The organism is Hymenobacter negativus (assembly GCF_016056375.1).
Lineage (GTDB): Bacteria > Bacteroidota > Bacteroidia > Cytophagales > Hymenobacteraceae > Hymenobacter > Hymenobacter negativus_A.
Window position 1 is genome coordinate 261,462 of record NZ_JAEDAE010000003.1, and the last position, 26,515, is coordinate 287,976.

Genomic DNA, 26,515 nt, shown 5'->3' on the forward strand with positions numbered 1-26,515 from the left:
AAGCCAAATGCATAAGTTCCTACAGCGTGGGCACCACCTTCTTCAGGTAGGCTTCGAAGGCCGCCGGGCCGCCGGCGATGTAGCCGGTTTTTGCCAGCACCTTGCCATCGGGCGCAATGACGACGGCCAGCGGGAAGTCGCCCTCCTTATTAAGCTGGGCGGCGGCGGCCTCGTTCAGCTTGAGCTGGGCAGCAGTGGGCTGGTTCTTTTTCAGGCGCGGAAAATCGAAGTGGGCCAGCACCAGCTTGTCTTTGGCGTAGGCCATAAACTCGGGTTTGGCAAACACTTCCTGCTCGTATATAATGCAGGGCTTGCACCAGTCGGAACCCGAAAAAACCGCCACAATGGGCCGGTTAGTGGCTTTGGCCTGGGCCTGGGCCGCGCCGAGGTCGGAAATCCATTCGGCGGGGAGCTCGGGCTTCACCACCTGCGGAGCCGATACGCCGGGCGATTTTGGAATAGGCTCCATCGGCACGGCGGCGGCGGCTACCTCTTTGGGTTCGCTGACGGGGGGCGTGAGTGCCGCGCTGGTTTTGGTTTTAACCTTACTGGTTTTGGTCTTAACCGTGGTTTTCTGAGCGTGGGCCGGGGCCAGGCTGATGAGGGCCAGGCCAAGCGCAAAGGCTCGCACATAGCTGAAAGAAAGGACGAATGCCATGGGAATAGACACGTAAAAGTGAGAAACTATAAAAAAGCCGCCCCCGCCGCGCTGGTTTCTACGACGGGCCGGGTCGGAAGTTGAAACGCGGAGCCGGAGCTATTCGCTGGCCGCATCATGCCAAAACTCCTGCCAGGAAATGAAAATGCCGTGAAACGCCGTGGGCCGGAACGTTGGGCCAACTGCGAAAGTGCTGATTTGATGTGTAAATCCCTTATTTCACTCGGCGCAGCTTCAGAACCTTTTTATTCAGCGACAGAATTTCCAGCGTGTAGTTGGGCTCGTGGCCGTCGGTAAGGTGGATGATGAGTCGGGTGTCGCCAGTGGCGGTCCAGGTGCCGGGGTGGCCGGCCAAGCCATCGGCGGGCGCGATGTCGAACTGCTCGAACCGGCCGAAGGATTTGATGGCGAAACCCGTGCGGCCCCGCGTCGGGGGGAAATTGTACGTATTGGGCCGGTACACCAGCGTATCGCCCCGGTTTTCTTCGTGCGAGGCCAGCCAGGTGCCTTCCAGCTGCTTCATGGAAGCGGGGGAGGAGGTGACGACGGCCGGCTTGCGGTGCTTGCAGGCAGCGGCTAGCAGGAGCGGGGCCAGCAGCAGGCGGCCGGAAAAAGACGGTTTAAACATGGCGATGGAACCGGTTGAGCGGGCTGTTTCGCGCTCCCGGCCCGGCGGCCAAGGTACTGCTTGCCGGCCGGGCACTGCTTTATCAAGCCAGTTGGCCGCCCGCAGCCGTGCCACGTAAGCCCTTGGATAAACTACCTTCGTGCCCCCCAAAACCCCTGCCCCGTGGACAACCGTGCCCTGACCCGTGCCTTCAAGCTGGCCGCCCAGCTCATGGAGCTGCACGACGAAAACCCGTTCAAAATCCGCGCCATCGAAGGCACGGCCAATGCCCTCGACGCGCTGAGCTTTCCGGTTTCGGAAGTAGAGCGCTCCGGCCTGCCCGACCGCACCGGCCTGAGCAAAACTGCCGCCGCCAAAGTGGCCGAGCTGCTCGACACCGGCACCTTCTCCGAGCTGCAGCGCCTGTTGGAAGTGACGCCGCCCGGTGTGGTCGAGATGCTGGGCATCAAGGGTATCGGCCCAAAGAAAATCCGCAGCCTGTGGCGCGAGCTGGGCCTCGAAACCATTGAGCAGCTGCGCGAAGCCGCCGAAACCGACCAGGTAAGCAAGCTCAAAGGCTTCGGCAAAAAGACCCAGGATAGCATTCTCGAAGCGCTGGAATTTGCGGGCCAGAGCAAGGGCAAGCTACTCTACCCGCAGGCCGAAAAGCTGGGCGCTGACCTGGCCCAGCTGCTGCGCGACGGCCTGAAAACCGAGCAGGTGGCCGTGGCCGGCGAAATCCGCCGTCGCCTCGAAACTGTGGAAACCGTGTGCCTGGTAGCCGCCACTGAAAACCCGGCCAAAGCGCACGAGCTGCTGAACACCACGGCCGGCCTCACGCCCGACCCGCGCCGCTCGGGGCCATTTGCCTGGCGCGGCACAGCCACAGAATCGGGCACGCAGGTGGAAGTGCTGCTGGTGAAGCCCGAGGATTTTACGACCGAGGTTTTCCTGAACTCGGCCGCCGATGCGCATTTGAGCGAGTCGTTGCCTACTTCTGGCTCCCTGCGCCAGCTGGCGCGGCGCGAGAAATTCCAGCAGGAAGAAGCCCTTTACGAGAAAGCCGGGCTGCAATTTATCGCGCCTGAACTGCGCGAAGGTTTGGGCGAAATTGCCCTGGCGGCCGATAAGAAGCTGCCCCGCCTGCTCGAAGACGGCGACCTGCGCGGCTCCCTGCACAACCACAGCACCTGGTCCGACGGCAACCACAGCATCCGCGAAATGGCTACCTGGCTGCGCGACCACAACTACGAATACTTGGGCCTGTGCGACCATAGCCAGGCCGCCCACTACGCCAACGGCCTGAGCGTAGAGCGCGTGCGCCAGCAGCACCAGGAAATTGACCAGCTGAACGCTGAGCTGGCTCCGTTTCGCATCTTCAAAGGCATCGAAAGCGACATCCTCGGCGACGGCTCCCTCGACTACCCGAACGACGTGCTGGCCAGTTTTGATTTCATCGTGGCCTCGGTGCATTCTAATTTGAAAATGGACGAAGCCAAGGCCACTGGCCGCCTGCTGCGCGCCATCGAAAACCCTTACACGACCATGCTGGGCCACCCCACGGGCCGGCTGCTACTGCGCCGCCAGGGTTACCCCATCAACTACAAAGCCGTGATTGACGCCTGTGCTCAGCACAACGTTATTATCGAAATTAACGCCAACCCCTGGCGCCTCGACCTCGACTGGCGCTGGGTGCGCTACGCCTTGGACCAGGGCGTGCAGCTCAGCATCAACCCCGACGCTCACCACACCAACGGCTACGAGGACATGCGCTACGGCGTGCTGATGGGCCGCAAAGGCCATCTGACCAGGGAAATGACGTTCAACGCGAAGTCGGTGGAGGAGGTAGCGGCTTATTTTGAAGCCCGCAAAGCTGCTATCAAGCCGCCGCTGGAGTATAAAAAGTCGTTGTTTGAGTAGCGTGAAAATCCTCGTTCTCCGCTTTTCTTCCATCGGCGACATCGTCCTGACCACGCCTGTGGTGCGGGCGCTGGCGCAGCAGGTGCCGGGCGCGGAGGTGCATTTCGCCACCAAGCCCGGCTATCGCAGCCTGCTCGAACCCAATCCCTACGTCACCAAAGTTCACTGCCTCACGGGCAGCCTAGGCGAGCTGGTGGAAGCCCTGAAAGCCGAGCGGTTCGACTACATCGTCGACCTGCACAACAACCTGCGCACCCGCCTCATCAAGCTGCGGTTGGGCGTAAAATCCAGCAGCTTCGACAAGCTGAACTGGCAGAAATGGCTGCTGGTCAATTTTAAGATTGATAAGCTGCCGCGCGTGCACATCGTGCAGCGTTACCTGGCCGCTGCTGCGCCGCTGGGCGTGCACGACGACAGCCAGGGCCTCGACTACTTCATTCCCGCCGGCCAGGAAGTGGACCTGGCCACACTGCCCGCCGGGTTCGCCAGTGGCTACGCGGCCGTGGCCATCGGCGCGCAGCACGCCACCAAGCGCCTGCCGCTGGATAAGCTGGTGGAGCTGTGCCACAAGCTGGCCCCGCGCCCCATCGTACTGCTCGGCGGCCCCGAAGATGCCGCAGTAGCAGAGGCCTTAATAGCAGCCGTAAACCAGGGAAATCCACCAATCCACCAATCTGCCAACCCGCCAATCCACCAGGGTTGCGGGCGCTATTCGCTGCACCAATCAGCCTCGCTGCTGCGGCAGGCCGATTTTGTGGTGAGCCATGATACCGGCCTGATGCACATTGCGGCGGCTTTTGGCAAGGAGATTTTCAGCGTGTGGGGCAACACGGTGCCGGCCTTCGGCATGTACCCGTACCGCACCGAGTTCAAAGTGCTGGAAGTGCAGGGGCTGAGCTGCCGGCCGTGCTCCAAAATCGGGTTTGCTAAGTGCCCGCAAGGCCATTTCAAGTGCATGCGTGAGCAAACCCTGAACCTGGACTTGCCCCTGGCCCGCACCGGACGTTAGCTCAGGACGCTAGCGGGGCCAATTCCAGTACGAGAATCAGGGCATCGTTGCTCAGGGCCTCCAGCTCAATTTCAGACGCATCCCACAAGGCCAGGCCGTCTTTTTCGTGCAACAGCCGGCTTTCAACCTCGAAAGCGCCAGCCAAGACAAACACGAACAGGCTATTGGCTGTATTCTCCAACTGATAAACTGCTTCCTGACGACCCTCGAATCGGCCCAGGCTCGCCGTAAATGGCAATAAGCTAGCCGTTGTCGGCAACAGCCGCGCAAGCTGATTCTGGATAGCTTCGCTGCTGAAACTACCGCGCTGCTCGCTGCTGGCAGCTACGGGCGCATCGGCCAGCAGCCAGAGGTGCAGGAAACTCACTAACTCGGTATCGTAAGGATTACGCACGTGAAGCGTACTGCGGGCGGGCAGCATCAGCACGGTGGCTTCTTCCACGCTCACGGTGGTTTCGAGAACATCGGAAGCCAGTGCTACCGCTCCCGTAATGGGAATAATAAGCACGTGCGAAGCCTCCACCACCGTAAAAACCAGCACGTGGCCGCCGGCCAGGGTTTCCTCGTTCAGCCCAAAGAGCCGGCCAAACGGCCCCTTGTGCGGGCGCGCCCACGGCCCGAAACTGAACGTGCTGTAGCGCCGGAACCGGTCCGATTCGGCCAGCCCGCGCTCATCGGCCAGAAAGATTTTACCTGGCGTTTGCGCTATCATCGGGAGCGGGCGTGAGGATGGAGTAAATGCTGAGAAACGGCTGGAGCTGCACCATATGCGTCAGGGTTTCGGCCGCAGCTCCTGCTCCTGTCGATGCTTCTGACACCACCAAAAACGTGCCCACGGTATCGTGCCAGCGCAGGGGTTCCGATACGAAATTGACCGCGACCTGGTGCTTGCTCTTATCCTGTAAATCAGAATTAATCAGCTCGAACTGAAACCGTTTGAATCGCAGAAACTGCCGCCCCAGGTTGTCGGTAATGTCGGGCAGGCGCTCGTTGAGCTGTTGCACGTAGCCGTTCACGGCCCCGCTCACCAGGAAATGCAGCCGCTCCGCGCCCGGCACAAAGTGCAGGATTTCGCCAAACGAGCGGTGCTGCTGGCCGGGGTTGAAATTCTGCGCCTGCAACCGAAACTCCGCATAACTGTCGGCCCAAACCAACTGGTCCCAGGACCGGGTGGCGGTGGCATCGATGATTTTACGGTAGCACAGCGTGATGAGGCGCATGAAGCAGAGTTAAAGGTTAAGAGTTGAAATTCGGCTGCTGACTTTTAATTCTTAACTCCTAACCTTATAACTCTTAACTGATTTTAAGCCGGCACGCCCATCGAAAAGGCTAGCTGAAAACCCGCCGCCGTACTGCCCGTCACCGTGGCCAGTTCCTGCGCCACACCGTCGCTGAACACGTTGTCGTTCGCATTAGAAGTGTAGCCGCTCAGGCCTTTGGCGTAGCCGTTCACGGCCGCCACGGCCGTGCCGGTGCCTTCGGGAAAGGCAATCTGCGTGACTTTCAAAGAAGTGCCGGTGGCCGAATACACGTGCACGTGGATGTGCGTGGCGCGGCCCGAATACCAGCCCGGGAAAATGCTTGTGAACTTCACCTGCCCGCTGGCATCCGTCACCTGCCGGCCGCGCAGGAAGTGCACCGACTGGTAGTTGGTGGCCTGCATGCCCGAGCCGCCGTACTCCGAATAGTTGCCCTCGGCGTCGCAGTGCCAGATATCGACCAGCGCACCCGCCAGGGCGGCGCAGCTGCTGTTGCTGTTGGTCAGATTGATGCTGATATCCAGCTGGTAGCCCGTCTTGCCGTCGCGGATATCGCTGCGCACGTACGACGACGGCACTTTGGTCGGGAACGGCCCTTCGGTTTCGGTGGGGGCCACCGCGCAGCTGCCCGAGCCGGTGCCGGTGGTGCCCGTAGTTCCCGTGGTGCCGCTAGCGGTGCTGGTGGTGCTGGGCGTCACCGTGTCTTTGCTGCAGGCCGACAGCAGCACGGGTACCGAGGCAGTGCCCATCAGGAGGCTTTTCAAAAAGTGTTTTCTTTCCATGATGATAGCGGCTTAGCGGTTAAGGAATCGGGTTGCAGATTAATTACCCAAAACTGCCCCCTAACATTCCCGCTGCTGCTCCCGAATCGCCAGTTCCGGGCAGATGCTCGACGGTTTCGCCGTTCGGCTCGCAAAAACAATTGCTATATTTCATGGGCCGGGCAGTTCCGGCCGGTCTGTTGCCTTCCCCAAACCCGCCCTCATCATGCCCGAAACCGAACCCTGCCAGCACCTCACGTCCCTCACTAGCCTCAAAACCGCCCCCGAATACGCTTGCCCCGAGTGCGTGGCCCTCGGTGACACGTGGGTACACCTGCGCGTGTGCCAGCAGTGCGGCCACGTCGGCTGCTGCGACTCTTCCCGAAACAAGCACGCCACCAAACACTTCCACGCTAGCCAGCACCCGGTCGTTTCATCGGCCGAGCCCGGCGAGCGGTGGCTCTGGTGCTATCTGGATGAGGAAATGGCGGAGTACTAAGGAGTCTCTGCGCCGTCTGTCATTGCGAGTGGAGCGCAGCGCAACGCGGCAATCCGTCCTGTCAAAACCAGACATGCTCTTTCACCAGAAAGCCCCGATACTTCGCAGTGTCGAGGCTTTCTGGTACTAAAAATCGTTGTCATATTTTAGGGTTAGTCGCTCATGAGAGGACGGATTGCCGCGTTCCGCTGCGCTCCACTCGCAATGACAGACGACTACCCAATCTGGCTGAATCCGCAGTACGAGTGCAGCACCGCCGGTAGCTTGATGCCCTCCGCCGTCTGGTTGTTTTCCAGCAGGGCGGCCACAATGCGGGGCAACGCCAGCGCCGAACCATTCAGTGTGTGCAACAGCTGGGTCTTGCCGCCTTCAGCGCGGTAGCGGCACTTGAGGCGGTTGGCCTGGTACGTCTCGAAGTTCGAAGCCGAGCTTACTTCGAGCCAACGGCCCTGGGCGGCGCTCCATACCTCCAAATCATACGTCAGGGCGCTGGTGAAGCCCATATCACCGCCGCAGAGGCGCAGCACGCGGTAGGGCAGCTCCAGCTTTTGCAGCAGCCCTTCGATGTGGGCCACCATGGTGTCAAGCGCCGCGTAGCTGTGCTCCGGCTCCGTGATTTGCACGATTTCCACCTTGTCGAACTGGTGCAGGCGGTTGAGGCCGCGCACATCGGCGCCCCACGAGCCGGCCTCGCGGCGGAAGCAGGGCGTGTGGCCGGTGATGCGCACGGGCAGCTTCTCCACCGGAATAATCTCGTCGCGGTAGATGTTCGTCAGCGGCACCTCGGCCGTGGGAATGAGGTAGAGGTCGTCCTTGGCGTCGTGGTACATCTGGCCCTCCTTGTCAGGGAGCTGGCCGGTGCCGTAGCCGCTGGCCTCGTTCACCAGAATGGGCGGCTGCATCTCGGTGTAGCCGGCAGCCCGGGCCTCATCCAGGAAGAAATTGATGAGCGCACGCTGCAGGCGGGCCCCCTGGCCTTTGTACACGGGGAAGCCCGCGCCAGTGATTTTCACACCCAGCTCAAAGTCGATGATGTCGTACTTCTTAATCAAATCCCAGTGCGGCACCGCGTCGGAGCCCAGCTCGGGCTTGGCGCCGTGCTCGCGCACCACTTCGTTGTCGGCGGCGGCGCGGCCTTCGGGCACGCTGGCGTGGGGCAGGTTGGGCAGCTTGTAGAGGAGCTGTTGCTGCTCTTTTTCCACCTGGGCCAGCTCGGCGGCGGCGCTTTGGGTGTGCTGCTTGAGCTCGGCGGTGCGGGCTTTCAGGGTTTCGGCGCCGGCTTTATCGCCGGATTTCATCAGGCCGCCGATTTGCTGGGCGAGCTTGTTGGCTTCGGCCTGGGCCGAGTCGTGGCTGGTCTGGAGCTGGCGGCGGCGCTGGTCGAGGTCGAGGATGGCGGCCACGTCGGCGGGGCCGGTGGCGTAGCGTTTTTTGGCGAGGCCGGCCAGCACAAGGTCGGTCTGGTCGCGGAGAACGGAAAGTTGCAGCATGAGGCAGGTTGGGGTAAGCCCGACAAAGGTCGTAAGTAAAACCCGACCTCACCACCGCCTTGGCTGCGAAAGCTTTGGCGCGGCGCGCAACTTATTTTGCCGCGTCCCGCGTTCAAACGCTATTCGGGAGGCACCCGATTTGGCGGTTTGTCCGTAATGCGCTAACATTGCGGGAGCAACCGGCCGCCCTGGTCGGGCCCGCGGGCCGGTAGTGCCCGTCGCTGGTCCGTCTGTTTGCTGAATTTCCAGCGGCCCATTCTGCACCTCATTTTCTTGCGTATTCATCTCGCGCCGTGCGTCGCTCACCAGTAGCCCGTTCGGACCCCGCGAATTAATATTTCCAGCGGCCTTGCCGCCGTGCCGTAGCTGGCTTTTTTGTGCCCCTAGCGGGCCTCAGCGGGCAGCCAGCCCCCCGCGCTTAACAGCCAGATGTCCCCCCCTTTATTCCCATTATGCACACCATTAACGAGCTGAAGGACCGGTTGCTGTCCGACCTCAAGGAAATTGCCGAAAAGCTAAACGTCGGTAACTTTAAACGGCTCAGCAAGCAGGATTTGATTTACAAAATCCTCGACCAGCAGGCCCTCACCCCCAGCGCCGCCGAAATTACCTCTGCCCCGGCTGCTGCTCCGGTAGTTGCCGCTGCGGCACCCGCTGCCAACTCCGCCCGGCCTGCCCGCACCGCCACCCGCCGCGCCGCGCCCAGCACGGACGAACAGCCTTTTTCCGATGTGGCGCCGCCCACCGCCAAAGCCCAGAACGCCCGCCCCGCCCGCGAGCCACGCCGCGAAGCCGCCGTTGCAGTAGCTGAAGAGCCGATAGCGGCAGTGGCTGCTGCCCCAGCTCCTACGGTTGAGATATTGGATTCTATCGAGGGGCTGGCCCTGGTTGCGCCCTCCGAAGCTACCGGTGCTACCCTGGCCCAGGCTCCTGCTGTTACCACTACTGCAGAAACTGCCGCCCCGGCTGCCACCGTCGACCAGAGCGCCGCTGCGGCACCGCGCACCGACCGCCCCCGCCGCGAGCGCGTCGACCGCGCCGGCCGGCCCATCACCGAGCAGCGCGCCGCCGAAATGGCCGCCGAAAAAGCGGCTAACGAAGCTGCTGCCGCTGCTGCACCCGCTACCGAAACCACTGCCGATACCCGCGAAGGCAATCTCAACGGCCGCCGCGAGTTCGGGGGAAATGGCTTTGGTGACCGCCGCGAGAACCGCGCCGACCGCTTCGAGCGCGACAACCGGGAGGTGCGCGAGCCCCGTCAGGACCAGTCCCGCACGGCCCGCCAGGACCAGCAGCCCCGCGAAAACCGCGATAATCAGCCACCGCGCAACGACCAGCCCCGCCAGGACCGTGAACCCCGCCAGGACCAGCCGCGCAATGACCTACCCCGCGGCGAAGGCAACAATAACAACCACCGCAACCTGACCCGCGAGGAGCGCTACGCCCAGCGCGACCTGCAACGCCAGCAGCGCCAGCAAAACCCCGACGGCTCGCCCCGCACCGACCAGGGCCAGAGTCAAGGCCAAAACCAGCAGCAGAATCAGCGTCCTCAGCGTCAGGACCTGGATTTGGTGGTGCCCGGTGGCGGCACATTCGAGCTGATGCCCGACGGCGGCTACGGCTTCCTGCGCTCGCCCTACTACAACTACCTGGCCTCGCCCGACGACGTGTACGTGTCGCCGCAGCAGGTGAAGCAGTTTGCCATGAAGGCCGGCGACACGGTGGTGTGCAGCATCCGCCCCCCGCGCGAGGGCGAGAAATACTTTGCCCTGGTGAGCGTGGAAAGCATGAACGGCCGCACCGTGGAGGAAGTCCGCGACCGGGTGCCGTTCAGCCACCTCACGCCGCTTTTTGCTGACCACCGCATGAAGCTCACCACCAAGCCCACCCAAATCAGCACCCGCGTGCTCGATTTGTTTGCGCCCATCGGCAAGGGGCAGCGCGGCCTCATCGTGGCCCAGCCCAAAACCGGTAAAACGGTGCTGCTCCAGGAAATCGCCAACGCCATTGCCGAAAACCACCCCGAGGTCTACCTAATGGTACTGCTCATCGACGAGCGCCCCGAGGAAGTGACCGACATGGCCCGCACCGTGAAGGCCGAAGTGCTGAGCTCAACCTTCGACGAAACGGCCGACCGCCACGTGAAAATCGCCGAAATGGCCCTCGACAAGGCACGTCGCCTCGTGGAGTGCGGCCACGATGTGGTGATTCTGCTCGACTCTATCACCCGCCTGGCACGCGCTTATAACACGGTGCAGCCCAGCTCGTCGCGCATCCTTTCGGGTGGTATCGACGCTGGCGCGCTTCAGAAGCCCAAGCGCTTCTTCGGCGCGGCTCGCAACGTGGAAGGCGGCGGCTCGCTCACCATCATCGCCACGGCTCTCATCGAAACCGGCTCCAAAATGGACGAGGTTATCTTCGAGGAATTCAAAGGCACCGGCAACATGGAACTGCAATTGGACCGCAAGCTGGCCAACAAGCGCGTGTTCCCGGCCATTGACATCCCGGCTTCCGGCACCCGCCGCGAAGACCTGCTGATGAGCAAGGACGAGCTGAACCGTGTGTGGGTGCTCCGCAAGTTCATGTCGGACATGACGGCCACCGAAGCCATGGAATTCCTCAAGGACCGCATCAAAGGCACCAAGGACAACGAAGAATTCCTGCTGGCCATGAACGGCTAGTCAGACTAATTATTCAGAAGCAAAAAAAGGCCCGCTGCATTGCTGCAGCGGGCCTTTTTTTGATAAGCTAAACCATTGGCTGTTGCCTGGATTATTCAATTTATAAGAATAATCCAGGCAACTGAAATTAGACCCGAAAAAGCCCGTTACATTGCTGTAACGGGCCATCGGTAGAATAACAATCGTGGGTAATGATAAATGGACGCATAAAAATTGTCCACTTGGATAGCATTAGGTATCACGGAGCAAACTACAGGTCAAAGGAATAAATTCAACCGCGCGAAAAATAAATTTCGCCCGAGCCATACAGGCCGCCGGGCGAGCAATAGAGCCCTATTTTTGGCAGAAAAAAAGTACGTATGAACCCCAAATCCATCGTCCAGCTGCCCGAATTGCTCTACATTCACGACCCGCTGTGCGGCTGGTGCTATGGTATGAGCCCGGTTATCAATCAGGTGCAACGGGAGTTTGCGGGGCGGGTCGACGTGTCGGTGCTGTGCGGCGGCATGGTGCGCGATGCCGATGCCGGCCCGATTGGCGAAAGCTGGGACTACATCCGCCAATCGTTGGTGCAGGTAGAAGACGTGACCGGCGTGGCGTTTGGCGAGCCGTTCAAAGCGCTGGGCGAGGCCGGCACGTACCACCACGACTCGGAGCCGCCGAGCCGGGCCATCGTGGCCTTCCGCCACCTCACGCAAGACCCGGCCCGCACCGTGGCCTTCGCCCACGCCGTGCAAACGGCCTTTTTTCGTGATGGCCAGGACTTGAACGCCGCTGCTACTTATGCGCCGCTGCTGGCCCCGTTCGGGCTGGATGAGGCGGAGTTTCTGCGCCGTTTTGCCGCGTCCGAAACGGCCACGGCCGCCCGGCAGGAGTTTGCGGCGGTGGCCCGCATTGGCGTGCAGGGCTTTCCCACGGCGGTGGTGCGGATTGGGGAGCAGGGCTACGTGCTGACACGGGGCTACCAGCCGTTTGAGCAGCTGCGGGCGGGGCTGGAGCAGTTGTTGTTGGAGGAATCGGGGCGCTAGCGCGGCCGTTAGCGCACCCGCACGGTCTGCTTTTTCAAGGGCGACCACGCAATCTGGTGGCTATCTTCCTTGCCTTTCAGGTACTCGAACCCGATGGCGTCGGGCCGATTTTGAAAGTCATTCCAGGTAGCGCGGTCAAGATTTTCGACTCCGTCCGGAAACGCGGCTTTGGCCGCTACGGCTGGCGTGTGGAACTGCTTGGGCAGAAAAAACCGGTCGATGCGCCGCAGCACGAAGGTTTCGCGCTCGGCGCGGGTAGCGGTAGGGCCTTTCATCTCATACACCAGCGCGGCTTCGAGGTCGGGCTCGGTCAGCATTTCGCGGAAAATAACCTGGCCGTCGGGGTCGGTGATGGTGAATTCGCCGGTGCCTTCGAGAATGGACGGACCTCGAAAGACGAGCTGAAATTTGTCGGCCGGGCCTTTGGGCCGGCTGAAATTGTGCGCCAGTCGCGCCACGCGCAGCGTGTCGCTCACGGCCGAAACGGCTTTGGTATGGGCAGTGTCGGGGGCGGGCAGGGCATTATTGGTAGCAGCGGGCGTGGTGGTGCTATTCGGTCCCTGGCGGTCGGCCATGCGGGAAACCGAGCCTTCGTTCACCGCTGAAGGAGTGGAGTTGCAGGCGGCCAGTAGCGGCAGCAACAGGAAGAGTCGGGTGGTACGCATGACAACGGCACGTTGAAGTGAAATGCCTATTGATACGCGGTGAGGGACCGCCTGAGTTACTGCCGTTCTTCCACAGAGGCTCAATGCCAGAGCAGCATGGCAATAAAGGCCGCGCTTAAGCACAGCGACGACACCTGATTCATTCGCATGGTATGCTCGAAATCAGCCGCGCTTTCGTCGTGCCACACGGCCCAGGCCCAGCGGCTGAACAGTGCCACCACTGGCCCGGTGGCCACCAGAAAAATCAGCAGTGGGCGGATTTCCTGCCGCAGCCAGTAGGCCAGGCCCAGCGCCGCCGCGCCCGCCAGCAGCCCGATAGCCGCAAAGATGAACGTGCCCCGAATGCCCAGCCGCAGGCTCAGGGTGCGGTCGCCACGCCGGGCATCTTCTTCGTGCTGATATACTTGCGTGAGCGGATAGGAACCGCACAAAAACAGTGTACTAACCAGCGCCAGCAGCAAATTGGTTTTCTCGAACAGTTGCTCTGGCGCGGCCCCCACGCCCACCTGTGTCATCAGCAGCGTGAACGCGCCCTGGAAAACCACCACCACCAGCGTGCTCAGCAGCGGGTATTTCTTTAGCCGAATGCCCTCGTAGCTGTAAGCCTTCGACACTAGCAAATACACCACCACCAGCGCGGCAAACGGCAGCGAGAGCAGCACCGCGCCCGCCACGGCCAGCGTATCGAACAGCCAGACCAAGTGCAGGAGCTCGGGCGTGACTTTGGGTGGCGCTTTCAGGCCGCCAATGCTGCCTTCGTCCTTGTCGTAGTAAGAATTGTAGCCGTTGGAAGCCGGGTAGGCCAGCAGGTGCAGCACTATAAATACGCCCACGGCCCGCCACCCGCTCCACGGACCGCGCAAGGCGCTCAGTCCGAACCAGAACACGGGCATGAGGTAAACGGAAAACGGAATGCGCAGCAGCGGCAGTGCCTTCTTGTAAGCAGTGAGCAAGGGTTCAGTCAGTTAGGCTTAGCCAATATAGCGGGCGTCCGCAAAGGTGAGCAAAAGCTGCAACAGAAACAGCCGCAACTCAGGCGTCATGGTTGCTGGCCGGTTGCGCAGCCCCAACCGGCCAGCCGATAAGGTACGTAACCTGCGGCCCCCACCAATGACGCTTTTTGCCCGCCTGCCAGGTGAAAGCACCTGCCGGGTCGGCGGCGTGGGCCAGAGCCAGCAGCTCATCAACTGAGTACATCCGCAGCAGCGACACCGCCCCATCCCAAATGGTGCAGAGTGGAATGAGCGGAATCAGATAAGTAAAAACCAACCTACTGAGGCGGAAAGGCCGAAAAAACGGCGTGAGCAGCAGCTGCGCCACCGGTAGCACCGTGAGGGCCAGCAGCAGCTCGGCCCAATGCTTGCCTGCGCCCTCAAATACGCCAATGCCGGTGCCAGCCCGCACGGCATCGCGCAGCATGGCAGTGGCCGCATCGGGCGGGAAGTGGTGGAAGGCCGAAAAAATGGTGCGGAAGCCCGTCAGCTGTGCGGGCACGGCCAGGGCATTCACCGATGTGGGCTCGAAGCCAATGGCCCCGTTGGTGCGGTGGGCGATATCGGCCCAGGCGGCGGGCTGGGGGTAGAGGTCAGTGAGAGTAATAGTGGCCTGCTGGCCCAGCGCACGCAGGGCAGCCAGCACGGTTTCGGTGCCGCCGCCGGCCCCGGCGCCCAGCTCCAACACGCGGGTTTGGGCGGTGCGGGCGAGGCCCTCGGCCAGCAGCGGCGCGATAGGCCGGTAGGTGCCGAGCGCCGAAATCATGAACCGCAGGTAGTCCATCATCCCGGCCCGGATGGTGGCCGGAAACCAGGGTAAATCCTCAAACTCGAATAACCGCAGGCGAAGGCGCATGGTCCGATGATACGCAGCCGCCGCTTATAGAGGCTGTTTGTGGGCTCGAAAAAAAATAAAAAGAAGCGAGACCAGAATTCAATTTAATTCATCAACTTTGCATCACAAAGCACTTCGATTGTTATGAAGCCCGCCGCTGCTCCCGACCCGCTTGCCCAGCTCACCGAAATCCGCGCCATCATGGAGCGCAGCTCGCGCTTTTTATCGCTGTCCGGCCTGAGCGGGGTAGGGGCGGGTGTGGTGGCACTGCTGGGCGCGGCCGCCGGCCATTTCTACCTGCAAAGCCAGTACCCCAGCGAGTACGGCCCGGCCGGCTATTCGCACTTGGTGGCCAGCACCGAAACCGAGCGGCAGGCGGCGCTGCCGTTTCTGCTGCTGCTGGCGGGTGGCGTGATTGCGGCGGCATTACTGGTGGCGTTTTTCTTCACCCAGCGCCGCACCCGGCGCGCTGGCCAGACGCTGTGGAGCGGCCCGGCGCGCCGGGTGGCCGTGGCCCTGGCGGTGCCGCTGGTGGCGGGCGGGCTGTTCTGCCTGCGGCTGTACCTGGGCGGCGATGCGGGCATGGTGATACCGGGCCTGCTGGTGTTCTACGGCCTGGCGCTGCTCAACGCCAGCAAGTACACATTAGACGAAATCCGGTGGCTGGGGCTTACCCAAATTGTGCTGGGACTGCTGGCCATGCTGCAACCCGGCTGGGGCCTGCTTTACTTTGCGCTCGGTTTCGGCCTGGGCCACATCGGCTACGGCCTGCTGATGTATAACCGCTACGAGCGGACGGGCGCGGCGGCCCAATAACCTTTAGTATTCCGGTGAAGCACCTCATTCATACCCTCAACAAGGCTTTTGACCACCGCGTGCGGCTGGGCGTGATGGCCGTGTTGCTGGCCAATGACTCGGTGAGCTTCAACGACTTGAAGGAAGCGCTTGACCTCACCGATGGCAACCTGGCCAGCCACGTTGCGGCCCTCGAAAAGGCCGAATATGTGCTGGTGAGCAAGCAATTCGTGGGCAAAAAACCCAACACTACCTACACCGCTACCGCCGCCGGCAAGGCCGCTTTCCAACAACACCTGGCCGCGCTGGAGAAGCTGCTGCGGCCCTGATTTTTTGAAAAGGAAGCCATCGAGGCTCTTTTTTTTGAACCGATACTTTGCATTTCAAAGTTCTTTAAAGCCAAGACAGTATTCTGTGGCAGCTGTACACCGACGTTGAGCGGTCCGCCTTCCCCTGATTCTAACCTGCTTCATCACCTAACTCATTCTCAATGAATCCTGTCATTTCATTATCCGAAGATTCGGCGGAGCTGCGGCAATCAGCCCCTGCTGTTATGCTTTCAACCAGCCAGAAGGTGCTGCTGCTGCTGGGCGTGGTGCTCTTCGATTATCTGTTCTGGCGCGAAGGCGGCGGCGTGAACATGCTGGTGTTCACGGTATTCATCCTGGTTGTGCAGTTCGTGCTGCTGCCGCGCCACGCGGCGGTGCGCCGCTCCGGCTACTTCTGGCTGATGGTGGGCGGCAGCTTGTTTGGGGCCGCCATGATGGCCGTGTACGGCTCGGCGGTGGCGGCGCTGGCCTGCATGGCCTCGGTGCTGATGCTGCTGGGCTACGTGAACCAGCCGCACCTGAAGCTGGTGCTCTACGCCCTGCTCACGGCGGCCAACAGCCTGGCGCAAGCCTGGTTGCGGGTGTTGCAGAGTGTGCGTCCCCCGCGCAACGCCGGGGCCGGTGTGCGGCGGGGCTGGTTCTACGGCCGCTTGTTTCTGGTGCCGCTGGGCATTCTGGGAGCTTTTCACCTACTCTTCGCCGTAGCCAACCCGCGCTACGACGCCCTGAGCGGCCAAGTGCTGGCGCAGCTCGGCGAGTGGCTGGCGCAGCTGCTGCCCGATATTTCCATTGGCCATTTGCTGTTCATCTCACTGGGCTTTCTGGTAACGACCGGGGTAGTGGTAGCGGTGCCAGTGTATTACTTCGCCGACCACGAGTCGCGCTTCGGTGAGTTTATTCGGCGGCAGCGCGACCGTGTGGCATCTTTCGGCGTGCGCCGCCCCGATTTCAGCTTCCGCGATACCCGGATGCTCGATTTGCGCAAGGAGTTTCTGGCCGCCGCCGCCGTGTTTGGGCTGGTGAATGTACTGCTGCTGGCGGTGAATGCCATCGACATCAACTGGCTATGGTTTGGGTTCGAGCCTGCGCCGGACTTCGACCTCGCCCAGTTCGTGCACGAGGGCACGTATGTGCTCATCTTCAGCATCCTGCTCGCCATGGGCATTGTGCTGTGGTTCTTCCGCCGCAACCTCAATTTCTACCAGCCCGGCCTGCCGTGGCTGCGCTGGGGTGCCACCGTGTGGGTGATGCAGAATGCCGTGCTAGCCATTTCGGTGGGCCTGCGCAATTACTACTACATCCTGAACAGTGGCATTGCGTACAAGCGCATCGGTGTGTGCTTCTTCCTGCTGCTGGTGTTTTTTGGGCTGGTCACGGTGCTGCTGAAAATCTGGCAGCGCCGCTCGGCCTACAGCCTCATCCGCCTCAATTCGCTGGCCGTGTACGCGGTGCTGCTGTTGCTGGCCGCCGGCAACTGGGAAGTCTGGATTGCTGAATACAACCTCCAGGGCAACTTCCCGAGCATCGATGCGGGCTTTCTGCTGACGATGCCCGGCCGCGCGCTGCCCACCCTGCTAGCCCACCGCCAGGGGTTCGACACCACCCCGCACCTCACCACCGAGGACGAATACGGCAACGCCGCTACCATGACGGCTGCGGACGCCCAGAAGCGGCTCAACGTGGCCGTGGCCAACTGGCGGGCGCACCACGAAGCCCAAACCGGCTGGCAGGGCTTCACCTACGCCGACTGGCAGGCATACCAACAGCTCGGCGGCCATGAATAAGCTCATTCACACGGCCCTGCCCTCGGGCGTGCTGCGGTGGCTGAGCGCCAGCCTGGCCTGGACCGCCGTCTGCCTGCTGCCCTGCGCCGCCTTCTGGTATTGGGCGATGGAGGTGAAGGATGCCAATTGCCGCTCCTGCGGCACCACGGCGCTGCTCACGCCGCTTGCGATTGTGGTTGTGCTAGGCTCGAAGGTATTTCTGGCCCGGGCGTTTGCCGGCTCAAACTCTTTGTTTGAACAAGCCCGATGGCGCGATTGGACCACCGTTGTGGCGTTTGGCTGGCTCCTGGTGCTGCGGATAATTCTGATGGCCTGGCTGCTGCTGGACCTGGGCATCGTGATTCTGATGCTGTTCAGCTGGCTGGACGACGGCAAATCCTGGAGTGTCTAATCTGAATTTTAACGCTTTATAACTCCCGAAATGATTCCTCAATTCGCTCTCACTTTTCTCGGTGTCCTGTTCTGCATCGGCGATGTGGCCGCGCTGGGCCTGCTGCTGGCCTGGCAGGAGCGCGCCGCCTCGCCCGATGCCCGCTGGCGCCGCCTGATTCGCGGCGTACTGCCGGCCACCATTGTGCTGCTGGCGCTGCTGCTGCTGGCCTTCACCCAGCTCATGCTGCTGTGGTCGCGGCAGTAGGGCAGGCCCTCTCCTTATCGTAATGAGCTTCTTAATTCGCAGTTGGCTGCCACAAAGGCCCGTGGTGCCGCCCAAGCTGTGGCTCACGGCGGCAGCCGCTATCATAGCAGGTCTGGGCATCATTTTTCGGATGGAAATATGGCCCGGTCACCCCAAGGCCCACTTGTGGAACTGGATTGTGTTGGGAATCCTACTGCAAGCTGGCAGCATCCAGTTAATCAAGATGTTGCGCAGTTGGATTCGTCAATACCACGGCCCCGGCCTGGTGCGTCTGCTGCTGTGGGGCGCGGTGTTGCCCGTTTACGGGGTGGCGGGGCTGCTGATAGCAGGATTTGCCCTGTTCATATGCTTTAACCTGGGAAGCATTTTGATGAAATAGACGTGAGTTCAGGCGGCGTTGCCTGATTATGGGAATGCGGCCGGGCAGGGCTCAATCAGGGGATTATGTAAAAAGCTGAATTCAGCAGGAAGACCGTTATTCTTGAGAAAATCTGTTGTTAAACTTCAATTAGGCACTTGCGGTGGTTTCTTTCAGCCACAGATAAGAGCCTCAAAACTTGAAATAATGATTTATTAAAGTTTATTGTTTAGCTTGGCGGCCCGTTGGGCTTCCCATCCTGAGAACAGCCCGCTACGGCACCACCATCGCCTATCCCCATGGCCCGTAAGCTGCTTCTGACTGTTCTCATCATCGCCCTGCTCATCGAGCTGGCGCTGACGGGGGGCGCGTTTTTCGCGCCGGCTTTCACGCTGAAGCAGTTTGGGGTGGCGTATGGCCCCGATACCACGTTTCTGACATACATCGTGGCGTGGCTGCTGCTGTTTGTGTCGCTGGTGGCGGCGGTGGCCGTGGTGCAGGTGATGCGGCGCCGGCCCGGCTTTGCCACCTGGTGCTACCTGCTGGGCGTGTGGTGGATAGGCATCGGGGCGGGCATTTATTTCGCCTTCGGCAAACCCGACAATTTGTTGCTCGATTCCGTAAAAGGCTTGTTGATTATCATCCTGACGTGGCGTTGCCAGGCCTCGCGCATCATGGCGCGGCGTTACTAGCCAGCGCTCAGTATCTTGGGGCCACTTAACTGCGCTGCATTGTCCCGCCCTATGCCCACTTCTCACTTGCACCCGCTGGCCGTCGTTCCGAAAATCTCGCGCTTTGGCCGGGCCCTGGCCGGCGCGCAGGTACTCAAGGAAACGCTGAGCATCATTTTCCTGGGCCTGCCCTTGGTGAAGGCGGCGCCGCTGGTGCTGCTGTCGGCGCTGCCCGGCGTGGCGCTGTACCTGCTGCACTGGCAGCTGGCGCTGGGACGCGTGGGGCGCGTGTTTGCTGCTGCTGTGTGGGGCTTCACCCTGATTGATGAGCTGTGGGGCCTGCTGCTGTTCCAGGAGCTGGATTCGCCCACGAGGGGCCAGATTCGGCTGCTGCACTGGAGCTACTTCCTGGGCCTGGGCATTATCCTACTGGCCCTGGCCGAGTTGGGCTGGCGCTGGCAGCGCCGCCGCGCCAAGTCCCAGCGCAATGTGCACCACAAAGCCATCCTGACGGCCCGGCAGCGCCACTAACACCAGGCCGGAGTACATCGCCCGATTTGCTTTGTCGGGCGCTTAATCCCGACTATTGGGGCGAGGGTCTGGTATATTTGCCGTTCTTCGCGGCGGGACTTCGGCCCCGCCATCCACTTGCCGCCTCGCATGGCCGACTTCAAAACGTCTCCTTCCGCTTCTTCTTCCGGCGCTAAACCCAAGCCGCCGCGCCGCCGTTGGCCGCTGCGCGTAGCCAGTTGGGCCTGGGTGCTGTTCGGCTTGGTTGTTATTCTGTTTCTGGTGTACCCGTTTCTGGTGAGCACCAACTTCATGTTCCTCTTTGGCAAGTCGCCCAGCCTGGCCGATTTAGAGAACCCCAAGGTGGAGCAGGCCTCGGAAATCTACACCTCTGATGGCGTCCTCATCGGCAAGTATTTCCGCGAGAATCGCTCGCCGGTGCCGCTCAATAAGATGTCGCCCGTGCTTATCAAGGCGCTTATTGCTACCGAGGACGTGCGCTTCTACAAGCACTCGGGCATCGACCTGGAGGCGGTGCTCGGCGGGGTGTTTTCGTCGTTGCGCGGCGAGAAGCGCGGCGGCTCCACCATCACACAGCAGCTGGCCAAAAACCTCTACAAAATCCGCCGCCAGCAGAGCCGGGGCGCTCTGGGCTACATTCCGGTGGTGAGCACCATCGTGGCCAAAACCAAGGAATGGCTCACGGCCGTGGACCTGGAGCAGCGCTACACCAAGGAAGAGATTCTGCGGATGTACCTCAACACCGTGGAGTACGGCTCCAGCGCGTTCGGCATCAAAGTAGCGGCCAAAACCTTCTTCAACACCTCGCCCGACAGCTTGAAACCCGAGCAGGCGGCCATGCTGGTGGGGGTGCTCAACAACCCCACGGCCTACAACCCCAAGTTCCACCCGGCCGCCGCACTGCGCCGCCGCAACGTGGTGCTCGACCGCATGGCCCAGGCCAAAGTGCTGCCCCAGGCCGAAATCACGGCCCTCAAAGCCACGCCCATCGTGCTCGACTACCACGTCGAAAAGCACATCGACGGGCCGGATACCTACTTCCGCAGCGCCATCAGCCAGTTTGTGGATGCGTGGTGCGATAGCACGGGCCACGACATGTACCGCGACGGCCTTAAAATCTACCTCAGCATCGACTCACGCATGCAGGCCCACGCCGAGGAGGCCCTGCACGAGCGCATGAAGTCCCTGCAGCGCCAGTTCGACAATTTCTGGAAGAACAAGGGCAAGGACCCGTGGGTGGACGACGAAGGCAATGTGATTCCCGACTTCATCATGACCCAGATGAAGCGCACCGAGAGCTATAAAACCCTCGCCAACCACTATCGCAACCAGCCCCAGCGCCTGGATTCGGCCCTGAACGCCAAGCGGCCGATGAAAGTCTTCACCTGGAAGCACGACGACAACGACACCACGTTGGTGATGTCGCCGCTCGATTCGCTGGCTTACTACAAGCACTTCCTGCAGTCGGGCATGATGTGCATGGACCCCTTCACCGGCCACGTCAAGGCTTGGGTGGGCGGGCTCGACTACCGCTTTTTCAAGTACGACCATGTGAAGCAGGGCAAGCGCCAGGCCGGCTCCACGTTCAAGCCCTTCGTGTACCTCACGGCCCTCGACAACGGCTACTCGCCCTGCGACCGCATCCGCGACCAGCGCGTCACCATCAACTACGTCGAAAATGGCAAGCCCATGGAGTGGAAGCCCGACAACGTGACCCGCGAATACACCGGCATCAACATGACGCTGCGCCACGCTATGGCCCGCTCCGTGAACTCTGTGACGGCCCAGCTCACCGAGAAAGTGGGCTGGGACAACGTGGCCAAGTACGCCCACAAAGTCGGCATCACCTCGCCGCTGCTGGCCGTACCCAGCATCGGCCTCGGCTCGGCCGGCGACGTGAGCGTGTACGAAATGGTGGACGCTTACAGCACGTTTATGAACTCGGGCTTCCGTTCCGACCCACGCCTGGTCACCCGCATTGAGGACCGCAACGGCAACGTTATCAAACAATTCGACCCCGTGCAGCACCGCGCCATCCCGGCCGAAACCGCCTGGCTGATGACCTACATGCTGCGCGGCGGCATGGAAGAGCCCGGCGGCACCTCCCAAGCACTCTGGGACTACGACCTCTGGCACAACGATAACCAAATCGGCGGCAAAACCGGCACCACCTCCAACTACTCCGACGGCTGGTACATGGGCATGACCAAGGACCTGATGACCGGCGTATGGGTGGGCGGCGAAGACCGCAGCATCCACTTCACTGGTTCGCAGCAGGGCGAGGGTGGTCGCACGGCCCTGCCAATCTTCGGCAAGTTCATGGAGAAGATTTACAAGGACAAAGACCTCGGCTACACGCCCGGCCATTTCCCAGCCGCCTCGGTCAAAATCACCAAGAAGTATAACTGCGTGTCCGAATCGGAGCCGCGCCGCCGCGCCGTGGCTGTGGACACCATCGCCGCCGACAACCTGCTGGAGCAGATGAACAACGGGGGCGGCGTACCCGATAGCGTGAAGGGCGGGCGCTAGTGAATCCCTAGCTGTTGGCGGAAGTCGTTGTGCAATCCCCAGAGTTCCGCAATGGGCACTGGCTTCCTACTCACTTTGTTCAGGTCTTTGCCTTCTTTGGTGAATAGAGGAGGAAGGCAAAAGATGCCGTGGTCACCGTCAAGTTGCGCTATTTCTTTCTGCCAACCTTTCCATTGCAAGCCGTCATAAAACTTGTCCAGGTTGCCCGAAAAGCAGAAGACCAGAAAGTCAGAATAGCCGAATTCAAGCGGTTCCCATTCCAAACCATCAGGGGCCAGGTAATACATTTTACCTAGTGATGCTTGGCCGAAAGCGCCACCATTGATAGCAAAGAAGCCGCCTAGAACATCGTCGGCCACGAGTAGCAAGCCTTGTTGCTTACCCTTATTCCAGCCCATCATGTCACGGTTGAGGAAGCGTGAGCCAGAACCCAAAATGCGGAGCCATCCCCCAGCCACTATAATTCCGCCCGTCTCATAAATCACTGCACCCATCGGTGACCTGGTGGTAACCTGTGCGGCCAGCAAAGCGCTATCAGCTTTTGCCGCCGTCCTGGGCAAAACCTGCACGTTGTTTTTCGCTGCTTTAATCCAGACCTGAACCAATTCCCAACCCGGTTCCTGAGTGTTAATTAACTCGGTTAAAGAGCGCATTTTCGGTTGGGCATAAAGCAGGCTTGCTTTGAGTATAAGCAGTGTAACAACAGCAGTAAGGCGCATACGGCAAATGTAATCCGAGTAGCATCGGAGTGGTTTACGGATGCATTGGAAACCTTCCGAGACTATCAACTAGCCCACCCCGCCGGTTTATTCCTCGCCGTACAGCGCCTCCAGTGCCCCGCGCAGCTCCGGATACTCGTATGTGAAGCCCTGCGCCAGCACCTTGGCCGCGCTCACGTTCTGCGACGCCAGCACTACTTCGCTCATCTCGCCCATGGCCAGCTTCAGGCCGAAGGCCGGCACCTTGGGCAGAATCAGCGGGCGGTGCAGCACCTCGGCCAGCACTTCGGTGAAGGCCTGGTTGGTGGCAGGGTAGGGGGCCACCGCGTTGTAGGTGCCGCGCCAGGTCGGGTCTTCCAGCATGGCAATAAACAGGCGGCACAAGTCGTCGAGGTGAATCCAGGACATGTACTGCTTGCCGCTGCCTAGTGCCGCGCCCGCGCCCAGCTTCACGGGCCGTGCAATCTGGGGAAGGGCCCCGCCCTCGGTGCTCAGCACCACGCCAATGCGCGGAATCACCGTCCGGATGCCCAGCGCTGCGATGGGGGCCGCCGCCAGCTCCCACTGGTTCGAAACATCGGCCAGAAAATCGTTGGTGGGCAACGCCGGGGGCGTTTCCTCGGTCACCAGCTTGTCGCCGGCATCGCCATAAATCCCCACCGCCGAAGCTGAAATCACGGCTTGCACGTGGTGGCCGGGCTTGGCCAGTTCGCGGGCCAGCAGGGCCAGGCCGCCCAGCCGGCTGGCCATAATCTCGCGCTTGCGTTCGTCGGTCCACTTGCCGTCGGCCACGCTGGCTCCGGCCAGGCTCACAATGTAGTCGGCATACGGAATGGCCGCCTCGTCAATCGTGCCCGCCTGCGGGGCCCACCGGAAGCTGCGGAAGTGGCTGCTCTTGGCCGGCTCGCGGCTCAGCAGGGCCACTTCGTAGCCGCTATCAATCAGCATTTCGGCCAAGCGGGTGCCAATGAGGCCGGTGCCGCCGGTGATGAGGACTTTCATGTGTTTGGCTATTAGCTGACAGCCATTAGCCGTTAGCTTTTTGGTTGATAATGGTCAATCACAAAAAGCTATTAGCTAATGGCTGTCAGCTAATAGCTAAAGAACTATTTCCCAATCTGCCGCAGAAACTCCCGCCGCAGCGCTTCGTCCGAGGCAAACCGGCCGCCGTACTCACTGGTCAGCGTTGAGCTGCTGGTATCGTTCACGCCCCGGCTCATCACGCAGAGGTGGTCGGCTTCGATGAGCACGGCCACGTCGTCGGTGCCCAGGCTTTGCTTGAGCTCCTCCGCAATCTGGCGCGTGAGGCGCTCCTGCACCTGCGGCCGGCGCGCGTAGTACTGCACCACGCGGTTCAGCTTGCTCAGGCCCACTACGTGGCTGCCCGGCAGGTAAGCTACGTGCGCCTTCCCGATAATGGGCACGAAATGGTGCTCGCAGCACGAAAACAGCGTGATGTCGCGTTCCACCAGCAGCTGGTGGTAGTCGTAGCGGTTGTCGAACAGGCGCACCTCGGGCCGGTTCTTCGGGTCGAGGCCCTTGAACCACTCCTGCACGTACATTTTGGCCACGCGCCGCGGCGTGCCCGCCAGGCTGTCGTCGGTCAGGTCGAGACCCAGCTCGCGCATGATGGCCTCAAAGTGGCCGCTGATGGCCGTAATCTTGTCCTCATCCGAGCGCACGAAGGCGTCATCGCGAAGAGGAGTGCGCAGGCCCGCAGGCAAATGGGCGTCGGTGGCCGGAACCGGTCCGGAAAGGTTATCCATGATATTCCACAAAGTTACGGTCCGTCTCGTAGAGCGTGACCGACAGAGCCAGCGCCGCGTCCAGGTGCGGGCGCAGGCGCTGCCAAATTACCACGGCAATGTTTTCGGCCGTGGGGTTTAGATTCCGGAATTCTTCCGTATCTAGGTTCAGGTTGCGGTGGTCGTAGCGGTTGAGGACTTCGTGCTTGATGAGGTCGCTCAGGCGCTTCAGGTCGTACACGTAGCCGGTTTCCGGGTCGATTTCGCCGGTCAGCCGCACGGTCAGGTTGTAGTTGTGGCCGTGAAAATGCGGGTTGTTACACTTGCCAAACACCCGCTGGTTGTGGGCATCGTCCCAGGCGGGATTGTGCAGGCGGTGGGCAGCGTTGAAATGCTCGGTGCGGCAAACGGTTATCAGCATAGGCGGCTAGAACCTCGGATTCCGATATTTTGTTGCGGTGCGTGGCCCCGCACTGGTAGTATTCTGAGGTAGCTGGGTAGCAATAATAAACTTTTGTAGAATTTAATGTGGCCCTGATATGAATAAATCAACAAAAATGGCATTATTCTGAAAAAAGTACGGTCCATCAGAAGTTGCATAGAATAAAGGTCCTAAATTTGAAAAGCCGGACAACGGTACCTCCCGCAACGGCTTTTTGACCGACCATTTTTAATGCTTTCATAAGTTTTTATTCCCATGAAACGAAGCGTACTAGTTCTAATCCTGATATGCCTGGCCACGCTGGGTAGTTATGCCCAGAAATCCCCTGTTGATGAAGCAGATAAGTCAATCAACAGCATTCCCCGCAAAGGCCAGCAGGTGAGCATGCAGCTCGATAACCGCCGCGTGGAAGCCGCCTGGCTCAAGCAGCTAGGCGATAAATTTGGCAGCAAGCTGAAGAACACCAAGGGCGTGATTACGCTCGACGGTGTGGTTATCGAAGAAATTGCACCCAACCCGATTCGTGTTATCAGCAAGGTTGACGCGACGCCCACCGGTACCACCGTGTGGTGGAGCATTGACCTCGGCAACGCCTACCTCGGCAAAGAGTCTACCCCCGTGCAGTGGAAATCGGCCGAGAAGTACCTGAAGGATTTCGCCCGCATGATGTACCGCGAAGACCTGGTGTCGCAGATTTCGGAAGCTGAGCGCGCCTTGGTTGCTTCGCAAAACAACCACATGGCCGTTATCGAGAAAGCCAACACCATCAAGAAGGACATCGAAAAGAACAAGGCCCGTAAAATTGAAATCCAGCAGATGCTGGCCGCCAATGCCGCCGAGCTTCAGCAGTTCAACAACCTCATCGACACCAACCTGAAAGAGCAGGAGGCTGCCCGTGGCGACATTGTGAACATGCGCGTTGCTCTCGAAGCTGTGAAGGACCGCCTGAACAAAATTGAGTAGTGCCAGCCGACCTCGCCTGACCGATATGCTAACCAACAAAAGCCCTGCCCTCATCGGCAGGGCTTTTTGTTTGCCCATCAGCCAACCCTGCCGGCTCAACTGCGTTGGTAATAAAGGCGGTAGCTACTGCCATATTACCTAACTTAAGACGCCCCACCCATGGAAAAGACTGAAGTTCAAAACCAAGTACACCTCGATAGCGCCATTCACCTCCTCGCTGGCGACCTTTCCGAAGCTACCGACCGTGCCGGACTGGACAATCAGCTTCAGCGCTGGATTGAAGATTTGAAAGCGGCCAACAACCCCGCCTTCCACCAGTTGGTAGTCGACCTGCAGGCCCTGAAAGCACACTTCGGCAGCGGCTCGCTCGACGTTAGCGTGATTGCTCCGTTGCTAGCCCGGCTGGGTACCAACACTACCCAGGCCGCTAACTTTGCAGAAGGCAACACCGCTCCGCGTGTAGCTAAGCTAGGCGAAACGCTGTCGGCCGTGGCCGCGCAGCTGAGAGGCGGCTCGGCTGCGCCCGATGGCACTGTGCCGCAGGATATGTCGTCGCACGACTAACTTGTTCGGTTAGTGTCCGATGGCGCGATTCAAACCCAAAAAAG

At 60.8% G+C, this 26,515-nt stretch carries 29 protein-coding genes; 16 read left to right on the plus strand and 13 right to left on the minus strand.

The features are described from left to right. Nucleotides 1-19: 19 nt before the first annotated feature. Both I7X13_RS09090 and I7X13_RS09095 read right to left on the minus strand, forming a co-directional pair. On the minus strand, nucleotides 20-658 hold the full coding sequence (locus tag I7X13_RS09090; RefSeq protein WP_198075241.1) for a thioredoxin family protein: 639 nt from the start codon (nucleotides 656-658) through the stop codon (nucleotides 20-22). Between the two features lie 214 nt (nucleotides 659-872). Continuing rightward, nucleotides 873-1,286, minus strand: coding sequence for a hypothetical protein (locus tag I7X13_RS09095; RefSeq protein WP_198067730.1), 414 nt, complete (start codon nucleotides 1,284-1,286; stop codon nucleotides 873-875). Nucleotides 1,287-1,448: 162 nt separating this feature from the next. Between I7X13_RS09095 and I7X13_RS09100 the strand changes: the two genes are divergently transcribed. Further along, the gene (locus I7X13_RS09100; protein ID WP_198075242.1) at nucleotides 1,449-3,185 is read left to right on the plus strand and encodes a helix-hairpin-helix domain-containing protein; all 1,737 of its coding nucleotides are present in this window, start codon (nucleotides 1,449-1,451) and stop codon (nucleotides 3,183-3,185) included. Nucleotide 3,186: 1 nt separating this feature from the next. Next, nucleotides 3,187-4,194, plus strand: a complete 1,008-nt coding sequence (locus I7X13_RS09105) for a glycosyltransferase family 9 protein (RefSeq protein ID WP_198075243.1) — start codon at nucleotides 3,187-3,189, stop codon at nucleotides 4,192-4,194. 1 nt (nucleotide 4,195) lies between these two features. On the opposite strand, the gene I7X13_RS09110 is transcribed toward I7X13_RS09105, so the two are convergent. The 3 genes from I7X13_RS09110 to I7X13_RS09120 form a co-directional block, all read right to left on the minus strand. Then, nucleotides 4,196-4,906, minus strand: a complete 711-nt coding sequence (locus tag I7X13_RS09110) for a pirin family protein (RefSeq protein WP_198075244.1) — start codon at nucleotides 4,904-4,906, stop codon at nucleotides 4,196-4,198. After that, on the minus strand, nucleotides 4,884-5,414 hold the full coding sequence (locus tag I7X13_RS09115) for a hypothetical protein (RefSeq protein ID WP_198075245.1): 531 nt from the start codon (nucleotides 5,412-5,414) through the stop codon (nucleotides 4,884-4,886). Before I7X13_RS09115 ends, I7X13_RS09110 begins: the two co-directional genes overlap by 23 nt. Nucleotides 5,415-5,497: 83 nt before the next feature. Further along, entirely contained in the window at nucleotides 5,498-6,235 is a 738-nt protein-coding gene (locus I7X13_RS09120) for a dioxygenase family protein (RefSeq protein WP_198075246.1), read from the minus strand. 205 nt (nucleotides 6,236-6,440) lie between these two features. Between I7X13_RS09120 and I7X13_RS09125 the strand changes: the two genes are divergently transcribed. Further along, nucleotides 6,441-6,713, plus strand: a complete 273-nt coding sequence (locus I7X13_RS09125; protein ID WP_198067736.1) for a UBP-type zinc finger domain-containing protein — start codon at nucleotides 6,441-6,443, stop codon at nucleotides 6,711-6,713. A gap of 215 nt (nucleotides 6,714-6,928) precedes the next feature. Here I7X13_RS09125 and serS read toward each other — a convergent pair whose 3' ends face one another. Next, nucleotides 6,929-8,203 (minus strand): serine--tRNA ligase, encoded by a 1,275-nt coding sequence (gene serS / locus I7X13_RS09130; RefSeq protein WP_198075247.1) that lies wholly within the window; start codon nucleotides 8,201-8,203, stop codon nucleotides 6,929-6,931. A gap of 452 nt (nucleotides 8,204-8,655) precedes the next feature. Here serS and rho point away from each other — a divergent pair, with 452 nt between their 5' ends. Continuing rightward, a complete protein-coding gene (gene rho, locus I7X13_RS09135) occupies nucleotides 8,656-10,884 on the plus strand; it encodes a transcription termination factor Rho (protein ID WP_198075248.1) in 2,229 nt (742 codons plus the stop codon). Nucleotides 10,885-11,243: 359 nt separating this feature from the next. Next, the gene (locus I7X13_RS09140) at nucleotides 11,244-11,912 is read left to right on the plus strand and encodes a DsbA family protein (protein WP_198075249.1); all 669 of its coding nucleotides are present in this window, start codon (nucleotides 11,244-11,246) and stop codon (nucleotides 11,910-11,912) included. Between the two features lie 8 nt (nucleotides 11,913-11,920). On the opposite strand, the gene I7X13_RS09145 is transcribed toward I7X13_RS09140, so the two are convergent. From I7X13_RS09145 to I7X13_RS09155, 3 genes are all read right to left on the minus strand, one after another. Then, nucleotides 11,921-12,577, minus strand: a complete 657-nt coding sequence (locus I7X13_RS09145; RefSeq protein WP_198075250.1) for a hypothetical protein — start codon at nucleotides 12,575-12,577, stop codon at nucleotides 11,921-11,923. A gap of 80 nt (nucleotides 12,578-12,657) precedes the next feature. Next, complete coding sequence (locus tag I7X13_RS09150; RefSeq protein WP_233454726.1) at nucleotides 12,658-13,530, minus strand: UbiA family prenyltransferase; 873 nt, start codon at nucleotides 13,528-13,530, stop codon at nucleotides 12,658-12,660. Between the two features lie 79 nt (nucleotides 13,531-13,609). Continuing rightward, nucleotides 13,610-14,425 carry a class I SAM-dependent methyltransferase gene (locus tag I7X13_RS09155; protein ID WP_198075251.1) on the minus strand — a complete coding sequence of 272 codons (816 nt, stop codon included), beginning with the start codon at nucleotides 14,423-14,425 and terminating at the stop codon, nucleotides 13,610-13,612. A 123-nt stretch (nucleotides 14,426-14,548) separates the two neighbouring features. Between I7X13_RS09155 and I7X13_RS09160 the strand changes: the two genes are divergently transcribed. The 9 genes from I7X13_RS09160 (at nucleotide 14,549) to I7X13_RS09200 (ending at nucleotide 22,038) form a co-directional block, all read left to right on the plus strand. After that, nucleotides 14,549-15,220, plus strand: coding sequence for a hypothetical protein (locus tag I7X13_RS09160; RefSeq protein ID WP_198075252.1), 672 nt, complete (start codon nucleotides 14,549-14,551; stop codon nucleotides 15,218-15,220). A gap of 14 nt (nucleotides 15,221-15,234) precedes the next feature. Next, on the plus strand, nucleotides 15,235-15,528 hold the full coding sequence (locus tag I7X13_RS09165) for a winged helix-turn-helix domain-containing protein (protein WP_198067743.1): 294 nt from the start codon (nucleotides 15,235-15,237) through the stop codon (nucleotides 15,526-15,528). A 224-nt stretch (nucleotides 15,529-15,752) separates the two neighbouring features. After that, a complete protein-coding gene (locus I7X13_RS09170; RefSeq protein WP_198075253.1) occupies nucleotides 15,753-17,312 on the plus strand; it encodes a DUF4153 domain-containing protein in 1,560 nt (519 codons plus the stop codon). After that, complete coding sequence (locus I7X13_RS09175) at nucleotides 17,305-17,703, plus strand: hypothetical protein (protein ID WP_198075254.1); 399 nt, start codon at nucleotides 17,305-17,307, stop codon at nucleotides 17,701-17,703. The genes I7X13_RS09170 and I7X13_RS09175 overlap by 8 nt, the downstream gene beginning before the upstream one ends. A gap of 30 nt (nucleotides 17,704-17,733) precedes the next feature. Next, a complete protein-coding gene (locus I7X13_RS09180) occupies nucleotides 17,734-17,949 on the plus strand; it encodes a hypothetical protein (protein ID WP_198067746.1) in 216 nt (71 codons plus the stop codon). A 22-nt stretch (nucleotides 17,950-17,971) separates the two neighbouring features. After that, the gene (locus I7X13_RS09185; RefSeq protein WP_198075255.1) at nucleotides 17,972-18,328 is read left to right on the plus strand and encodes a hypothetical protein; all 357 of its coding nucleotides are present in this window, start codon (nucleotides 17,972-17,974) and stop codon (nucleotides 18,326-18,328) included. A gap of 278 nt (nucleotides 18,329-18,606) precedes the next feature. Continuing rightward, complete coding sequence (locus I7X13_RS09190; RefSeq protein ID WP_198075256.1) at nucleotides 18,607-18,999, plus strand: hypothetical protein; 393 nt, start codon at nucleotides 18,607-18,609, stop codon at nucleotides 18,997-18,999. Nucleotides 19,000-19,050: 51 nt separating this feature from the next. Then, complete coding sequence (locus I7X13_RS09195) at nucleotides 19,051-19,509, plus strand: hypothetical protein (protein WP_198067749.1); 459 nt, start codon at nucleotides 19,051-19,053, stop codon at nucleotides 19,507-19,509. A gap of 129 nt (nucleotides 19,510-19,638) precedes the next feature. Further along, nucleotides 19,639-22,038 (plus strand): transglycosylase domain-containing protein, encoded by a 2,400-nt coding sequence (locus I7X13_RS09200; RefSeq protein ID WP_233454727.1) that lies wholly within the window; start codon nucleotides 19,639-19,641, stop codon nucleotides 22,036-22,038. Here the strand turns inward: I7X13_RS09200 and I7X13_RS09205 are convergent. The 4 genes from I7X13_RS09205 to I7X13_RS09220 all read right to left on the minus strand — a co-directional run bounded on the left by I7X13_RS09205 (nucleotide 22,035) and on the right by I7X13_RS09220 (nucleotide 24,923). Continuing rightward, the gene (locus tag I7X13_RS09205) at nucleotides 22,035-22,757 is read right to left on the minus strand and encodes a DUF2625 domain-containing protein (RefSeq protein WP_198075257.1); all 723 of its coding nucleotides are present in this window, start codon (nucleotides 22,755-22,757) and stop codon (nucleotides 22,035-22,037) included. The two genes, I7X13_RS09200 and I7X13_RS09205, sit on opposite strands and share 4 nt — an antisense overlap. Nucleotides 22,758-22,844: 87 nt before the next feature. Then, the gene (locus I7X13_RS09210; RefSeq protein WP_198075258.1) at nucleotides 22,845-23,759 is read right to left on the minus strand and encodes a TIGR01777 family oxidoreductase; all 915 of its coding nucleotides are present in this window, start codon (nucleotides 23,757-23,759) and stop codon (nucleotides 22,845-22,847) included. Between the two features lie 104 nt (nucleotides 23,760-23,863). Continuing rightward, on the minus strand, nucleotides 23,864-24,523 hold the full coding sequence (gene folE, locus I7X13_RS09215; RefSeq protein WP_198067752.1) for a GTP cyclohydrolase I FolE: 660 nt from the start codon (nucleotides 24,521-24,523) through the stop codon (nucleotides 23,864-23,866). Beyond that, nucleotides 24,516-24,923: a 6-pyruvoyl trahydropterin synthase family protein gene (locus I7X13_RS09220; protein ID WP_198075259.1), complete on the minus strand. Its 408-nt coding sequence runs from the start codon at nucleotides 24,921-24,923 to the stop codon at nucleotides 24,516-24,518. Before I7X13_RS09220 ends, folE begins: the two co-directional genes overlap by 8 nt. A gap of 276 nt (nucleotides 24,924-25,199) precedes the next feature. Between I7X13_RS09220 and I7X13_RS09225 the strand changes: the two genes are divergently transcribed. Both I7X13_RS09225 and I7X13_RS09230 read left to right on the plus strand, forming a co-directional pair. Continuing rightward, entirely contained in the window at nucleotides 25,200-25,907 is a 708-nt protein-coding gene (locus I7X13_RS09225) for a hypothetical protein (RefSeq protein ID WP_198067754.1), read from the plus strand. Between the two features lie 159 nt (nucleotides 25,908-26,066). Next, nucleotides 26,067-26,471, plus strand: a complete 405-nt coding sequence (locus tag I7X13_RS09230; RefSeq protein ID WP_198075260.1) for a hypothetical protein — start codon at nucleotides 26,067-26,069, stop codon at nucleotides 26,469-26,471. The last annotated feature ends 44 nt before the right edge of the window (nucleotides 26,472-26,515 follow it).

Excerpts from the sequence above, each read along its gene's own strand:
- I7X13_RS09090 (WP_198075241.1), bottom strand. The coding sequence starts at position 658 with ATGGCATTCGTCCTTTCTTTCAGCTATGTGCGAGCCTTTGCGCTTGGC.
- I7X13_RS09200 (WP_233454727.1), top strand. The coding sequence starts at position 19,639 with ATGGCCGACTTCAAAACGTCTCCTTCCGCTTCTTCTTCCGGCGCTAAA.
- I7X13_RS09195 (WP_198067749.1), top strand. The coding sequence starts at position 19,051 with ATGCCCACTTCTCACTTGCACCCGCTGGCCGTCGTTCCGAAAATCTCG.
- rho (WP_198075248.1), top strand. The coding sequence starts at position 8,656 with ATGCACACCATTAACGAGCTGAAGGACCGGTTGCTGTCCGACCTCAAG.
- I7X13_RS09140 (WP_198075249.1), top strand. The coding sequence starts at position 11,244 with ATGAACCCCAAATCCATCGTCCAGCTGCCCGAATTGCTCTACATTCAC.
- I7X13_RS09155 (WP_198075251.1), bottom strand. The coding sequence starts at position 14,425 with ATGCGCCTTCGCCTGCGGTTATTCGAGTTTGAGGATTTACCCTGGTTT.
- I7X13_RS09145 (WP_198075250.1), bottom strand. The coding sequence starts at position 12,577 with ATGCGTACCACCCGACTCTTCCTGTTGCTGCCGCTACTGGCCGCCTGC.
- I7X13_RS09120 (WP_198075246.1), bottom strand. The coding sequence starts at position 6,235 with ATGGAAAGAAAACACTTTTTGAAAAGCCTCCTGATGGGCACTGCCTCG.
- I7X13_RS09170 (WP_198075253.1), top strand. The coding sequence starts at position 15,753 with ATGCTTTCAACCAGCCAGAAGGTGCTGCTGCTGCTGGGCGTGGTGCTC.
- I7X13_RS09180 (WP_198067746.1), top strand. The coding sequence starts at position 17,734 with ATGATTCCTCAATTCGCTCTCACTTTTCTCGGTGTCCTGTTCTGCATC.
- I7X13_RS09095 (WP_198067730.1), bottom strand. The coding sequence starts at position 1,286 with ATGTTTAAACCGTCTTTTTCCGGCCGCCTGCTGCTGGCCCCGCTCCTG.
- folE (WP_198067752.1), bottom strand. The coding sequence starts at position 24,523 with ATGGATAACCTTTCCGGACCGGTTCCGGCCACCGACGCCCATTTGCCT.
- I7X13_RS09225 (WP_198067754.1), top strand. The coding sequence starts at position 25,200 with ATGAAACGAAGCGTACTAGTTCTAATCCTGATATGCCTGGCCACGCTG.
- serS (WP_198075247.1), bottom strand. The coding sequence starts at position 8,203 with ATGCTGCAACTTTCCGTTCTCCGCGACCAGACCGACCTTGTGCTGGCC.
- I7X13_RS09160 (WP_198075252.1), top strand. The coding sequence starts at position 14,549 with ATGAAGCCCGCCGCTGCTCCCGACCCGCTTGCCCAGCTCACCGAAATC.
- I7X13_RS09185 (WP_198075255.1), top strand. The coding sequence starts at position 17,972 with ATGAGCTTCTTAATTCGCAGTTGGCTGCCACAAAGGCCCGTGGTGCCG.
- I7X13_RS09220 (WP_198075259.1), bottom strand. The coding sequence starts at position 24,923 with ATGCTGATAACCGTTTGCCGCACCGAGCATTTCAACGCTGCCCACCGC.
- I7X13_RS09110 (WP_198075244.1), bottom strand. The coding sequence starts at position 4,906 with ATGATAGCGCAAACGCCAGGTAAAATCTTTCTGGCCGATGAGCGCGGG.
- I7X13_RS09125 (WP_198067736.1), top strand. The coding sequence starts at position 6,441 with ATGCCCGAAACCGAACCCTGCCAGCACCTCACGTCCCTCACTAGCCTC.
- I7X13_RS09175 (WP_198075254.1), top strand. The coding sequence starts at position 17,305 with ATGAATAAGCTCATTCACACGGCCCTGCCCTCGGGCGTGCTGCGGTGG.
- I7X13_RS09115 (WP_198075245.1), bottom strand. The coding sequence starts at position 5,414 with ATGCGCCTCATCACGCTGTGCTACCGTAAAATCATCGATGCCACCGCC.
- I7X13_RS09205 (WP_198075257.1), bottom strand. The coding sequence starts at position 22,757 with ATGCGCCTTACTGCTGTTGTTACACTGCTTATACTCAAAGCAAGCCTG.
- I7X13_RS09190 (WP_198075256.1), top strand. The coding sequence starts at position 18,607 with ATGGCCCGTAAGCTGCTTCTGACTGTTCTCATCATCGCCCTGCTCATC.
- I7X13_RS09230 (WP_198075260.1), top strand. The coding sequence starts at position 26,067 with ATGGAAAAGACTGAAGTTCAAAACCAAGTACACCTCGATAGCGCCATT.
- I7X13_RS09210 (WP_198075258.1), bottom strand. The coding sequence starts at position 23,759 with ATGAAAGTCCTCATCACCGGCGGCACCGGCCTCATTGGCACCCGCTTG.